The following is a 13566-nucleotide window of genomic DNA, read 5'->3' as shown; positions in this document are numbered from 1 at the left end:
GCGCCAGTCAGGTGTTCCCGACGCTCCCCAGCGCGGGTGGCGCACCTCGGCGCAGGCCGCTGGCCCGCACCACCTGCCGGCCGACGGCCGCCCGCACCGACGCCTCGGAGCCGACGACCCGCACCCGCCGCCGAGCGCGGGTGACCCCGGTGTAGAGCAGCTCCCGGGTCAGCAGCGGTGACGACGCCGGCGGCAGCAGCACGGTCACCTCGTCGAACTGGCTGCCCTGGCTGCGGTGAACCGTCAGCGCGTGCGCGGGGCCGGCCGAGGACAGCCGGGAGAGCGGCACGAGATCCGGCGACTGCCCGCGGAGGAACGCCGCCCGCACCCCGTCGGGGGTCCGGACCACGACGCCGGTGTCGCCGTTCCACAGGGAGTTCTCGTAGTCGTTGGCGGTGACCAGGAGCGGCAGCCCCGGCGACCACTCCCCCGGCATCGCGCCGGTGAGCCGGCCGATCCGGTCGTTCCACACCGAGACGCCGAACGGGCCGTGCCGGTGGGCGCAGAGCAGCCGGTGCCGCCCGAGCAGCGCCAGGCACTCCGCGGCGTCCCCGCGCTCGGCGGCCGCCCGCATCTCGCCGGCCACCGCGCCGATCCGCTCCTCGAGGGCCTCGGTTCCGGGGTCGAGCACGAGCCCCTCCTCTGTCTCGAGCAGCTCCAGCGCCAGATCGGCGTCGCCCATCCGCACCGCCTCCGCCAACCCGGCGATCGCCGGGCCGTACCGCTGGGACACCCGCAGCCGGACGACGCCGTTGCGCAGCTGCCGGCGGGCCTCCTCGTCGAGCTCCGTGCCGTCGGCGACCGCCTCGGCGGGCACCGTCGCCGCCGCCTCCGGAGGTGCGGGGCGGTGGACGAGGTCGCTGAGCACCGCGCCCGCGTCGACAGGGGTGAGCTGGTCAGGGTCGCCGACCAGGACCAGCCGCGTCGTCGACCGCAGCGCCTCCAGCAGCCGGGCCATCATCGTGAGCGAGACCATCGAGGACTCGTCCACCACGACCACGTCGAAGGGCAGCCGGTTCGTCGCGTCGTGCCGGAACCGGCTGCTGCTGCCGGGGCGCCAGCCGAGCAGGCGGTGCAGCGTGGAGGCGGTGAGGTCCCGCGGCAGGCCCACGGCGGCCGCCTGCTCCAGCACCGACTCCTGGAGCCGCGCGGCGGCCTTGCCGGTGGGCGCGGCCAGCGCGATGCGCGGCCGCGGGCCCGCCTGGTCGAGCAGCAGCTTGAGCAGCCGCGCGACCGTGTGCGTCTTGCCCGTGCCGGGTCCGCCGGTGATGACGCTGACCCAGCGGCCCGCGGCGACGGCCGTCGCGAGCCGCTGCAGGTCCGGGGCCGGGCCGTCGAACAGCGCGGACAGCGCGGCCAGGTCGACCGGCGGTGCCGGGCGGGCGGCCCGCTCGTCGAGTTCCCGGCGGACCAGTTGCTCCTGCTGCCAGTACCGGTCCAGGTAGAGCAGGCCGTCGACGAGGCGCAGCGGGCGCCACGAGGCGTCGGCCCCGACGGCGACCAGGGGGCTGTCGTCGAGGGCCGTCCAGTCCTGCGGCCAGGTCAGCTCGACCGGGGGCGCGTCCTCGTCGGGCGCCACCGAGTCGGCGACGATGGCGAGCTCCACGCACACCGATCCGGCGCGGACGCCGCGCACCGCCAGCGCCGCGGCCAGGAGCACCGTCTCCCGCTGCTCGTTCCCGAGCCGGGCGAGCCGCAGCGCGACGTGCACGTCGGCGGCGGTCAGCACCCCGGCCGCGGCGAACTCGCGCAGCAGGCCCTCGGCCCGGACCGGGATCACGACCGACCCGCCAGCAGGTCGGAGAGCTCGGCGACCAGGCCGGGCGGCGGCGTCCAGCTGAAGACCCCGGCGCCGGCGGGAGTGTCCGGGCCGGCCATGCCCCGCACGAACAGGTAGAGCACCGGGCCGATGTGCTGCTCGGGGTCGTAGCCGGGCAGCCGCCAGCGCAGGTAGCGGTGCAGCGCGACGCAGTAGAGCAGCGCCTGGAGCACGTAGTGGGTGCGCCGCATCTCCTCGGCCATCGCGTCGGACCGGTAGTGCCACGTGGTCAGCGGCTCGGTGCCGAGCCGGTTGGTCTTGTAGTCGACGACGGCGAACACCGGTCCCGGCAGCCGGAGCACGGCGTCGATGCTGCCGGTGAGGTAGCCGCGCAGCGCCTGCGGTTCGAGGGCGGCCATCAGATCGGGATACCCGGCCAGCGAGCCGAGGTCGTAGCGGCGGAGCAGCGCGACGACGTCGGCCAGCGTCGCGTGCAGCACCGCGGCGTCCCCGCCGGCCAGCGGCAGCTCGAAGTCGAGCTCGGCGAGCCGGTCGGCCGCTGCCACCCCGGCCAGCGAGGTCCCGAGGTCGCCGAGCGGGGTGCTCAGCACTGGTCGCAGCGCGTCGGCCAGCGCCTCGGCGGTCACCCCCGGCACCAGGTGCCGCGCCACCGCGTCGGCGCAGCGCTCGTCCAGGTTCGCGGGGTCGAGGTCCTCGAGGACGTCGTGCACGAGCGTGCCGAACGTCGCTCCGCCGGGGAGGTCGCTCAGCGGCGACGGGAGCGCGTCGGCGGACGGCTCCTCGGGCACCGGCAGCTCCGCGTCGCGCTCGTCGTCGGTGACCGGCTCGTCGGGCTCGCTGGCCAGGTGCTGCTCGTGCGCCGCGTCGTGCGCGCTGCGGGTGAGCGCGCTGTAGGAGGTGCGCCGCCAGTCGTCGTCCAGCGCGCGGGTGAACCGGCTGACCGACAGCTCCGGCGCCGGGGGCACCGGCGGCTCCCAGCGTGGCACCGGCCGGCTGCCGACCTCCTCGGCGTCGATCGCGCCGTGCGACCGCGCGGCCAGCGCGGCCAGGACCGCCTCGGCGTCGTCGTCGCCGGGCGGTGGGATGCGCGCCGGTGGCTCGGCTCCGGCACCCGCGGCGCCGAACAGCAGCCGGTTCAGGGGCGCGGCGGCGGTGTTGCCGCTCGGCGCCCAGTGGGCGATCACCTGGCAGCGCGCACGGGTCAGCGCGACGTAGAGCAGCCGGAGGTCCTCACCGGACTCCTCGGCCTCGTGGCGGGCGCGCGCCTGCGCGTAGCCGGCTCCTCCGGGGCCGCCGACGTCGAGCACCCGGCGTCCCTGCTCGTCGTGCAGCCGGAGCACCTGCGGGTTGTCGGGCACCCACCGGTCCCAGCCGAACGGCACGTAGACGACGGGGAACTCCAGACCCTTGCTCACGTGCACGGTCATGACCTGCACCGCTGCGGCGTCGGACTCCAGTCGCCGGCTGCGTTCGTCGGCGCCCTCCACGGAGGCCTGGGCGATGCGGCGCCGCAGCCACTCCACGAGGGCGGTGAGACCGAGGGACTCCCGCTGCACCGCGGCGTGCAGCACCTGGCCGATGTGCCGGAGGTCGGTCAGCACCCGCTCGCCGTCCGGGCGGGAGAGCACCCGGGCGGGCAGCCCCACCTCGGCCGTGAGCACCTCGAGGAAGGCGGCCACGCCGCGTTCGGCGAGCGTGTCGGCCCACCGGCGCAGCTGCGGACCGAGCCTGTCGGCGAGCTCGTCCCCGGCCGCGTCGAGGGTCTCCTCGTCGTACCCGAGGAACACCGAGAGCGCGGCCGAGCGCGCCCGGCCCGCGCGGTGCGGCTGCTCCAGGGCCTCCAGCAGCCGCAGCCACGACCGCGCGCTGGGTGTCGCGAAGACGCTGCCGCCGCCGGCGAAGACCGCCGGGACCCCGGCGCGTCCGAGGGTCTCGCGCACCAACTGGCCCTGGGCGTTGGTGCGCACGAGCACCGCGATGTCGCCCGGCTGCACCGGCCGTCCGTCGTACTCGGCGGGCCCGGACAGCAGGTCGACGACGTCGGCGGCCACGTCGCAGGCCACCGCGTCGCGCAGCCGACCGACCGCGGGGAACCCCCGCCACACCCGGCCGTGGCCGGTCCGGCCCAGCCGTCGGAGCCGCAGCGGGGCGCCCGCGCGCGAGAGCCGAGCCTCGGTGTGCGCCGCCTCGACGGAGCGGACGACGATGCGCTCGTGCCCGAGGGCTGCGCCGCCGAACACCTGGTCCAGCGCGCCGAGCAGCGGGGCGTCGCTGCGCCAGTTGGTGCCCAGGGTCGCCTCGGTGGTCGCCTCCGCCGCGGCGGCGAGGTAGGTGGTCACGTCGCCGCCGCGGAAGGCGTAGATCGCCTGCTTCGGGTCGCCGATCAGCACCAGGGTCGTGCGGTCGTGGAAGGCCCGGTCGAGGATCTCCCACTGCACCGGGTCGGTGTCCTGGAACTCGTCGACCATGACCACCCGGTAGCGGGCGGCGATCCGCTCGCACGCGACCGCGCCCGCCGCCGGGTCGGCCAGGGCGTCGCGGAGCAGCGACAGCCAGTCGTCGTAGTCGACCAGTCCGGCCAGCCGCTTGCGGCGCTCCACCTCGCCGCGGACCGCCTCCGCGGCTCGCCGCCGCCGTCCGGAGTCGCCGTCACCGTCCAGCGGCCACAGCTCGGCCTGCCGGTCGCTGCCCACGGCGCGCAGGCCCAGTTCGAGCAGCTCGGCGTGCGTGAGGAACGGCGGATCGGCGGCTCCGGCGAAGACCCGCACGTAGAGGTCGTCGACGACCTCCCGCACGAGGTCGCTGATGTCCTCGACGAAGGCGGCGGTGGGGTCGGCGTCGGCCGCCATGCCCAGCCCGGCCAGCATCTGCGAACAGAACGAGTGCGTGGTGGCGATCGTCGCCTCGTCGAAGCCGGCGAGCGCCCGCGCCAGCCGCTCCCGCCGCCGCTCCAGCTCGGCGGGGTCGGCGTCGGCCAGCAGCTGGAGGACCGGGTCCCGGTCGTCCTCCCGGGCCGCCGCCGGGTCGCGCAGGCCGCGTTCGGCGGACACCAGCCGCTCCCGCACCCGGTCGCGCAGCTCGCGGGAGGCGGCGTTGCCGAAGGTGACCAGCATGATCTGGGAGAGGTCGGCCGCGCCCTCGGCCACATAGCGCGCGGTGAGCGCGGCGATGGTGAACGTCTTCCCGGTTCCGGCGCTGGCCTCCAGGACGGTGGTCCCGGTGGGCAGGGCCGCGCAGACGTCGAAGGCCTTCACGAGTGCTGCTCCGCGTTCCGGACCGGCGCCCACAGCCGGCAGGCGAGGGCGCCGAACCGGGTGGTCTCGCCGGTCCACTGCTCCCCGTCGCCGGGGAGTGCGGCGAGCAGCCCCTCGAACGCCGGCCGGTTCCCCCAGACGTGCTGGTGCGAGCGGTCCTCGCGCTCGCCGCCGGCCTCGCGGTTCCACTCCTTGCGGGCGGCGTCGAGCGCCTGCTCCGGGGAGTTCCCGCCCAGCCGCGATCCGGCGTAGGCCCAGGAGGTCTTCACAGCCAGCGGCAGCGGCTCGCACATGCCGCGGTCGTAGAGGTCCAGCAGGTCGGCCAGTGCCGCGGTCGGGTCCGCGGGGGCGGTGAGGGTCAAGGTCCGCGCACGGTTGCCGAGCCGGCCCACGGTGATCGCCCGGCCTGTGCCCTCGGTGGCCGCGAGCGCCAGGGCGAGCACCCAGGCCCGCGCCCGGTGCTTCGCCGAGAGGCTGGAGTAGGTGACGCTCACGACCGCGCCGTCGCGCACGCCGTTGACGGTGCCGGAGAGCTCGCGGCCGCCCAGCTCGAGGCGCACGTCGACCGTGCGCGGGGTCGCTGCCACGAGCGGCCGCCCCACGGCGACCAGGGCGTCCACCCGCCCACCGACCCGCTGCAGCACCTGCTCGCCCAGACCCCTCGGCGGCAGCGTGCCGCGCAGCCACTCGGCCCGCCGGGCCTCCTCGGGCGAGGCTCCCCGCAGGCCCGCGGCCAGCAGCCGCTCGCCCACCGCCCACTCCTGGAGCGGGTCGAGGGTCGCGGCGAGGGCGTCGTCCACCTCGTCGTCCTCACCGGGCAGCGTGATCCTGAGCCGCTGCCGGAGGTAGGCCCGGACGGGGTGCTCGACGAACGCGACGAGGTCGTCGAGCGCCACCGGACCGGTGCGCGGGGGCAGCGGCCGGCGCTCGCGCTCCGGGCTGCGCGGCCGCACCGACCGACGCGCACCCGCCAGGCCCACCGGGTCGAAGCTGGTCGGGCGCGCGCCGGTGAAGCAGCGGACGTCGTAGGGCTGCAGCGGATGCCGGCTGACCGCGGCGGACCGGGCACCGGGCGCCATCGCCTCCAGCACGTCGAGCAGTTCCCCGAGGGGAACCGCGGGTGGGCGGGCCGCACCGCTGACCGGGTCCGCCCCGGTGTAGAGGACGACCACGCGCTCGCCCGCGGCCATGAGCGCGTCCAGCAGCAGCTGCCGGTCCTCGCTGCGGACGTCGCGTTCCCCCACACAGGGGTCCCGGGCCAGCACGTCGTCGCCATCCATCCCGGCGGTCCGCGGGAAGACGCCGTCGTCGAGCCCGAGCAGCACGACCACGCGGTGCGGCACCGAGCGCATCGGCACCAGGGTGCAGACGGTGAGGTTGCCGGTGCGGAAGTTGGCGCGGGTCGGCCGCCCGCGGAGCCGGTCGGCCAGCATGGCGCGCACGTCGGCCAGCTGGACCGGCGCGACGGCTCCCTCGCCGGCTGCGGCGAGCTCACGCCGCGCCTGGGACAGCTGCCACGCCTCGTCCGGATCGGTCTCGGTGAGCGACTCCAGCGCGGCCGCCAGCGTCTCCACCCAGGAGCCGGCCGGGCGCTTCCCGCTGAGATCGGTGAGCACGTCGCTCAGCCGGTCGAGGAACTCCGCCAGCCGCCCCGCGAGGTCGATGTCGCTGCTGTCGACGTCGTCGAGCGGCAGCGCGCGGTCCAGCCACACCGGCTCGTCCTCCGACGTCGTCACCCCCAGCAGCACCCGGTCCAGGCCGGCCTGCCAGGTGTTCTGCACGACGTGTTCCAGCCCGAAGGGCCGCCCGGTGACCGCGTCGATGCCCCACCGCACCCCGGACTGGGCGACCCACCCGCGGATCCGCTCCAGCTCGTCATCGGTGAACGCGAACCGGCGGCGCACCCCGGGGGTGGCCGCGAGGTCGAGCACCTGGCTGGCGGTGACCCGGCCCTGCGCGAGGTCCAACAGCGCGGCGACGGTGTCGAGCAGCGGGTTGGTCCGGCGCAGGCTCCGGTCGGCCAGCCGGACGCGCAGCGCTCCGCCGGGGTGCGGCAGGTCGGGCCCCAGCCCGAAGGTGGCGGAGACCAACGGCGCGAAGGTCTCGACGTCGGGGCACATGACCAGCACGTCGCGCGGCTCGAGCGTCGGGTCGTCCTCGAACAGGCGCAGCAGGAGCTCGCGCAGCACCTCGACCTGCCGGGCCGGTCCGTGGCAGGCGTGCACCTGCAGGCTGTCGTCGGTCTCCGCGGTACCCGGGACGACGTCGTCGCGCAGGTCGGCCTGCAGCCGGCCCAGCAGCGTAGCGGGACGCTCGGCGTCGGCGTGGTGCTCCCCCTGGTGCGCGGGCAGGCGTACCTGCAGCTCGCGGACGTCGCGGGCCAGGCTGCGCAGCAGCGGATGGCGCGGCAGCGTGGCGGTGTCGTCGGCGCGGCGCCGGCCGACGGACCGCCCCTCCAGCCGCTGCCAGAGGACCGGACTCGGGTGCGGCAGCCAGAGATGGACGTCGCGGTGCGCGGCCAGGGCATCGAGGACCGCGAGCCCGTCGGCGGTCAACCGGGTGGGCCCGAAGACGCTGATCCGCTCGGGCAGCTCGGAGAGCCCGGGGTCCGCGCGCAGGGCGGCGCAGTCGGCCTCCAGCCGCTCCGCCGGGCTCGCGCCGAGCCGCGCACGCAACCGGCGCCACAGCTCCGCCTGCCACGCCAGGTCGGCCGGCAGGGGGGCGTCCCCGTCGGTGTCCCGGCCCGCGGCCCAGTCCCGCAGCATGTGCGGGCGGTGCGCCCCGTAGGAGCGGAACAGCCCGGCGAGGCGGGCGGCGGCGGCCCAGCGCCGGCCGCGGCGGTGGTCGTCGGCGCCGTGCCCCAGGTGCTGCGCCAGGACGGTGCACCACGGCTCGCCGAGCGAGGCGTCGATGACCTCGAGCAGCGGCCACACCGGCTCGGTCCAGGGATCGTCCGCCTCACCCGAACCGCGCGCCGCGGCGAGCGCCTCGCCGACCACCTGGCCGACCGGCGGGAACTCGACCCCGGAGCAGATCCCGTCACCGGCCGCGCCCGCGCCGAGCGCGGTCGAGAGGCGCTGGGCGAGCCACCGCTCCACGCCCTTGGCCGGCACCGCGACGACCTCGGAAGCGAACGGATCGGCCAGCGGACGCGCCAGCACGGCCGCCAGGCCGTCGGCCAGGCGCGCGGTCCGTTCGGCTCGGTGGACGTGCAGCACCCGGTCTGTCTACCTGACCCCGGCGACAGAACCGCGCAGCGCACGGATCTCGGCGTCCGGCCTCGGCTGCCGCCGGCTCAGATCCAGTCGCGGCGCTTGAAGACCAGGTAGAGCGTCAGGCTCACCCCGACCATGAGCAGCAGCGCGAACGGGTAGCCCCAGGCCCAGTGCAGCTCCGGCATCTCGTCGAAGTTCATGCCGTACACACCGCCGACGAGACTCGGCGCGAAGAGGATGGCCGCCCACGCGGAGATCTTCTTGACCTCCTCGCCCTGGGCGATGCTCGTCTCGGTCAGCTCGCGGATCTCCTCGTTCTGCCGCTGCGCCACCAGGGTCGCGTTCACGGTGAGGATGTCGCGCAGCTGCAGCCGGAAGCCCTCGACCCGCTCGGTCACCTGGGCGACGTGGTCGGCGACGTCGCGCAGGTAGCTGCGCAGCTCCTCGTCCACGCCGTACTTGTCGAAGCCGGCGGTGATGGCGACGAGGATCCCGCTCAGCGGCTGCGCGGCGCGCTGGAACTCCAGGACCTCCTGCGACAGCTCGTAGATGCGCCGGGACACCCCGGGGTCGCCCCCGAAGACCTGCGTCTCGATCTCGTCGATGTCGTTCGCCAGCCCGTCGACGACCGGCCGGTACCCGTCGACGACGGCGTCCAGCGTCGCGTAGAGCACCGCCTCGCTGCCCTTGGCCAGCAGCGCGGGCTCGCTCTCCAGCCGCCGGCGCACGCGCGAGAGGTCGGGCGACTCGCTGTGCCGGACGGTGATGGCGAAGTCACGGCCGAGGAACAGGTGCAGCTCCCCGAACTCGACCTCCTCGGCCGCGTCCAGGTACCGGGCCGCCTTGAGGACGACGAACAGCGTCGACCCGTACCGCTCGAACTTCGGCCGCTGGTGGGCCTTGATCGCGTCCTCGACCGCCAGCTCGGGCAGGTCGAACAGCTCGGCCAGCGAGCCCAGCTCCCCGGCGTCCGGCCGGTAGAGCCCCAGCCACGCCAGCCGGTCCTCCCCCAGACCCAGTTCCTCGCGGCTCTCCTCGGCGGAGTCCGGCGTGGCGACGCGACGGCCGTCGGAGTAGACGGCGTTGTCGACCATGTGCGGCCGCGGAGCGGGCTCGCCCGGCAACGGCGCCGGGGGCGCGGAGGGCACCAGGTCCGCCCGCGGGCGGCGGGTGAGGGTGGACAGCGCGGAGAGCGGGGCGAGGCGGCGCTCGGTCATGACGGACTCCCGGGAGCGAGGGACGACGAAGGGCACCGTGAGGTCTTCGCGCGCCACGCTCGGGGAGCCGGCTAGAGCGGGAGGACCTCGGGGTCGGTACTCGGAGGTTCGCTGCGCACGCGCTGACTCCCTCCTGATCCGGGTCCGGTCTCGTCCGCGGGCCGTCGTCCATGTTCCCACGCGGTGTCGAGCACGTCGGCCCGAACGGGTGACCGTGGGCGGGGTCACCCGGGCGGGGTCACCTCGAGGTCCGCAGACGACCCCCAGATCTGAATGCGAGCCGACCCCGCGGCGGTGTCTGCCGGGATCGGCACGCTGACGTCGATCCGCCCCTCCGCGTCGGCGTCGACCTCGGCCAGCGGCACCGGCGCCGCCGAGCCCGGCGGCTGGAGCAGGACGGGTACGTCCTGGGCGGGTGGCGGCGTGCCCGGCTGGCCGGTGTCGTAGCAGTCCGAGAGCAGGCCAGCGCGGCGGTCCCTCCCCGGGCGCGCACGGGATCGCCGTCAGCCCACCGAGCCGAGGACCACCTCGACCATCACCGGGAGCAGGATCACGATCAGCAGCGCGCCCAGGACGTCGAACGAGGCGCCCGAGCGGATCATCTTCGTGATCGGCACGACGCCGGACCCGTAGGCGATCGCGTTCTGCGGCGTGGAGACCGGCAGCATGAACCCGAACGACGCCGCGAACGTGGCCGCCAGCGCCGGCACGAACGGGTTGATCCCCGCCGCCATCGCCACCGGGATGATGATCGGCACCACGACCGCCGCCGAGGCGGTGTTCGACGTCGTCTCACTGATGATGATCGCCAGGATCACCGCGAAGATCGTGATCGCGAAGGTGCTGGTCAGGCCGAGCGAGTCCGCCGAGGCGGTGCCGATCGTCTCGGCCAGGCCGGTGCTGGCCAGCAGCGAGCCGAAGATGATGCCGGTGCCGAACAGCAGGATCGTGCCCCAGTCGATGGTGGCGGCGTCGCTCCAGCGCAGCGTGAACTCGCGGTTCTTCCAGTCCGTCGGCAGCAGGAACAGCAGCGAGGCGCCGAGGACGGCGATGATGCCCTCGTCCATCCGGTCGCTGATGGTCGCGTAGAGGTCGGACTCGGTACCGGCGGTCAGCGCGATGATGCCGGGGAAGATCCAGCAGGCGACCGTGATCGCGAAGGCGATCAGGGTGTTCTTCTCGGCGCGGGAGAACTTCCCCAGCTCCGCGCGCTCCTTGTCCACGTACTCGCTGACGCCCTCGATCCGGCGGATCTCGGGCTTGTTGAGCAGCAGCAGGACGGCGGCCAGCGCGACGAACATCAGCGCGCAGATCGGCGCGGCCATGATCATCCAGTCGAGGAAGCCGATCCGCTCCCCCGTCGCCTCCTCGATCAGCCCGCGGCCGATCAGGTTGGGCGGCGTGCCGACCGGCGTCAGCAGCCCGCCGACGCTGGCGCCGTAGGCGAGCATCAGCATGATCGCGACGCCGACCCGCAACCGGAGCGGGTCGAAGTCGGGCTTCACCAGCTCCTTGTCCTGCAGGAGCTTGGCGATCACCGAGATGATGCCGAGCGCGGTGGGGAGCAGCATCGCGACGGTGGCGGTGTTGGAGACGAACGCCGACAGCAGCGCGGTGATCGCCCCGAAGGCGATCACCACCCGGTACGTCGAGGTGCCGACCCACTTCAGCGAGAGCACGAACATGGCGAACCGCCGGGCGAGCCCGTGCTTGAGCATCGCCGAGGCGAGGATGAACGCCCCGATGAAGGTGAAGACCGTGGTGGAGCCGAACGGCGCCAGCGCGTCGTCGGCGGGCACCACGCCCAGGACGACGATCGCCCCGATGCCGATGAGCCCGCCGATCGGGATGGGCACCGGCTCGGTGATCCACAGGACGATGACGCCGAGCAGGATGGCGGCCAGCAGGTGCTGGTCGCGCGGGAGGTCGATCGGCAGCAGCGCGAAGATGATCGTCACCGCCGGCGCGAGGAACAGGCCGATGGTGCGGCGACCCTTCTCGAACCGCTCCTCGGCCGGGCTCAGCTCCTGCTCGCCCAGGCTGCGGTAGGTCGCGCTGCCCCGGAAGGCCGCGTCGACGTCGGTCCGCTTGCCCTGGCCTGGTGCCCGCTCCGTCGCGGTCATGGCGTCTCCCGGTGCTGAGGATCTGACCTCGAACCTTGGCACGCGCCGGACCACCCGGCGAGCCGTCGGCTCAGCGACCGAAGATGCCCTGCCCGAACGCGCCGTTGGCGGTGATCTGGCGGGACAGCCCCTTGCCGAGCTCGACGACCCGAGCGGTCTTCTCCGCGCCCAGCTGCAGCCAGGGGTCGGCGGCCAGGGCGTCGGTCTGCACCTCGATGCGCTGCCGCAGCTCCTCGCCCTCGGCGGTCAGCCCGGCGTCGTCGAGCAGGCCGCGGTCGGCGAGCGCGGCGGACGCGGCCGCCCACTGCTCGTCCTTCCAGCCGCGGATCGCCTTGGCGGCCTGCACGGTGAAACCGCGGCCGGTGGCCGAGTGGGTGATCAGGGCCTCCAGGCCGGTGAGGCCCGCGTGCACGAGGACCGCGACGTGCCCGTCCCCGCGGTGCTCCCGCAGCAGCGTGGCGCCGTGCCACAGCACCAGCAGCGGCTCCTCGGGCCACGGCTGGTCGGCGTGCCCGGCGAACAGCGCCCGCCCCTCGGCGCTCAGCCCGGCGCAGGCCTTGCGGAGCAGCTCGCCCAGCTCGGCGACCTCCGGCGACGCGGCGACGTCCTCCCCCAGCAGGCGGGTGAGCGACGCGCGGGCGGCGTCCAGCCGGGCGGCCAGCACCTGCTCCGGTGAGGCGAGGGTCCAGCACCGCGGGACCATGTGCGCCACCAGCGACGGCGAGAAGTTGTAGAAGGTCGCCGTCACGACCCCTGCGCCGACGGCGCCCATGGCGGCGGCCCGGCCGGCGAAGTAGACCATCCGGCCCGGCTTGAGCCCGAGGGCGGCGAGGTGCTCGTCCTGCTCGGGGGCGAAGTACAGCTGCGAGTGCAGCGGGTCGATCGCGCGGTGGGCGCGGCCGACGAGGGCGGGATCGAACGCGGGCACGGGCTGATCGACGCTGACCATGAGCCGCACCCTAGTCAGCCGCGACCGGCGGCAGCGAGGTCGACCACGAGACCCGGGTGCGGACGGTCTCGAACCCCAGGCCCTCGTAGAGCCGGAGCGCGCCGGTGACGTTGTCGCTGTCGACGTCGAGGGCGGCCCGAGCGCAGCCGGCGTCGGCGGCCGACCGGAGGGCGCGGACGATCATCGCCGAGGCGATCCCGCGCCCCCGGGCGCCGGGCAGCACCCCGATCTGGCCGAGGACCGTCTCCCGGTAGCCCTTCGCCCGGGCGTCGGACTCGTAGACGTAGGCCAGCACGTAGCCCTGGACCTCGCCGTCGGCCACCGCCAGCACGGAGAGGTCGGGACGGAAGGACCGCTGACCGGTGAACAGCGACTGCCAGGACTCCTGGTCCCGTTCGCTGGACCCGTGGTGCTGGGTGAAGGCGGCGTTGTGGGTGCGCCGCACCTCCTCGTCGCGGTCCCACGTGAAGGGCACCAGCTCCGCGCCCGAGGCCTGCTGCTCCTCCGGCAGGTCCGTGAGCGGTCGCTCCATCGACCGGTACCAGCGCTCCGCCGTCAGATTCCGGGCCGCGACCAGCCGCTCCAGGTCCGGCTGGGTGCCGAGGACCCCCACGACGAGCGTGGCCCGCGCCTCCGGATGGCGTTCGGCGTGCACCTCGGCGCCCCGGGCCAGCTGCCAGTCCAGCAGCGCCCGGCCGATCCCCCGGCCGCGGTGCGCCGGGTGCACCCGGCCGTCGAGCGAGACGCGGAAGGAGTCACGGATGTTCGCCAACGCGGACACGGAGGCGTAGCCGACCAGTGCGCCGTCGGCCGCCTCCACCGCGACCGCGTCGCGGCCGAGGTCGACCTTCCACCCCGCCCACTCGTCGGCGACGTCGTCGGGGTCCGGGTACTCCCCGGTGTCGTCGCCGGGCTCGGCGGTCACGATCAGCTCGGCCACCGCGGCGGCGTCGTCGGCGGACAGCGGGCGGGCGGTGAAGCCGTCGAAGACGGCGGGCAGCGCGGGCACGGAGCGACACGTTAGGTGG

The 13566-nt window shown here is 75.0% G+C and carries 8 protein-coding genes; 1 reads left to right on the top strand and 7 read right to left on the bottom strand.

Annotated elements, in window-relative coordinates; all coding sequences use genetic code 11:
- Window positions 1-7: 7 nt before the first annotated feature.
- From recD to DQ244_RS03860, 4 genes are all read right to left on the bottom strand, one after another.
- Complete coding sequence (gene recD / locus DQ244_RS03875) at window positions 8-1780, bottom strand: exodeoxyribonuclease V subunit alpha (RefSeq protein WP_113810103.1); 1773 nt, start codon at window positions 1778-1780, stop codon at window positions 8-10.
- A complete protein-coding gene (locus DQ244_RS03870) occupies window positions 1777-5034 on the bottom strand; it encodes a UvrD-helicase domain-containing protein (RefSeq protein WP_113810102.1) in 3258 nt (1085 codons plus the stop codon). Before DQ244_RS03870 ends, recD begins: the two co-directional genes overlap by 4 nt.
- Window positions 5031-8252, bottom strand: a complete 3222-nt coding sequence (gene recC, locus DQ244_RS03865) for an exodeoxyribonuclease V subunit gamma (RefSeq protein WP_113810101.1) — start codon at window positions 8250-8252, stop codon at window positions 5031-5033. Before recC ends, DQ244_RS03870 begins: the two co-directional genes overlap by 4 nt.
- A 77-nt stretch (window positions 8253-8329) precedes the next feature.
- On the bottom strand, window positions 8330-9466 hold the full coding sequence (locus tag DQ244_RS03860) for a magnesium and cobalt transport protein CorA (protein ID WP_113810639.1): 1137 nt from the start codon (window positions 9464-9466) through the stop codon (window positions 8330-8332).
- 294 nt (window positions 9467-9760) lie between these two features.
- On the opposite strand from DQ244_RS03860, the gene DQ244_RS19285 reads away from it, so the two are divergent.
- Window positions 9761-9913 (top strand): hypothetical protein, encoded by a 153-nt coding sequence (locus tag DQ244_RS19285; protein ID WP_158544458.1) that lies wholly within the window; start codon window positions 9761-9763, stop codon window positions 9911-9913.
- 56 nt (window positions 9914-9969) lie between these two features.
- Here the strand turns inward: DQ244_RS19285 and DQ244_RS03855 are convergent, their stop codons facing one another.
- The 3 genes from DQ244_RS03855 to DQ244_RS03845 all read right to left on the bottom strand — a co-directional run bounded on the left by DQ244_RS03855 (window position 9970) and on the right by DQ244_RS03845 (window position 13547).
- Entirely contained in the window at window positions 9970-11589 is a 1620-nt protein-coding gene (locus tag DQ244_RS03855) for a DASS family sodium-coupled anion symporter (protein WP_113810100.1), read from the bottom strand.
- A 70-nt stretch (window positions 11590-11659) separates the two neighbouring features.
- Complete coding sequence (locus tag DQ244_RS03850) at window positions 11660-12538, bottom strand: SCO6745 family protein (RefSeq protein WP_113810638.1); 879 nt, start codon at window positions 12536-12538, stop codon at window positions 11660-11662.
- 10 nt (window positions 12539-12548) lie between these two features.
- Window positions 12549-13547, bottom strand: a complete 999-nt coding sequence (locus tag DQ244_RS03845) for a GNAT family N-acetyltransferase (RefSeq protein WP_113810099.1) — start codon at window positions 13545-13547, stop codon at window positions 12549-12551.
- Between the last annotated feature and the right edge of the window lie 19 nt (window positions 13548-13566).

Source organism: Blastococcus sp. TBT05-19 (genome assembly GCF_003319095.1).
Taxonomy (GTDB): Bacteria; Actinomycetota; Actinomycetes; order Mycobacteriales; family Geodermatophilaceae; genus Blastococcus.
The sequence above is the reverse complement of the archived record's forward strand: the minus strand, read 5'-3'. Positions and strand labels throughout refer to the sequence as shown.

What these genes read in the sequence shown, in the direction of transcription:
- DQ244_RS03860 (WP_113810639.1), bottom strand. Translation starts at nt 9,466, where the DNA reads ATGACCGAGCGCCGCCTCGCCCCGCTCTCCGCGCTGTCCACCCTCACC.
- DQ244_RS03855 (WP_113810100.1), bottom strand. Translation starts at nt 11,589, where the DNA reads ATGACCGCGACGGAGCGGGCACCAGGCCAGGGCAAGCGGACCGACGTC.
- DQ244_RS03850 (WP_113810638.1), bottom strand. Translation starts at nt 12,538, where the DNA reads ATGGTCAGCGTCGATCAGCCCGTGCCCGCGTTCGATCCCGCCCTCGTC.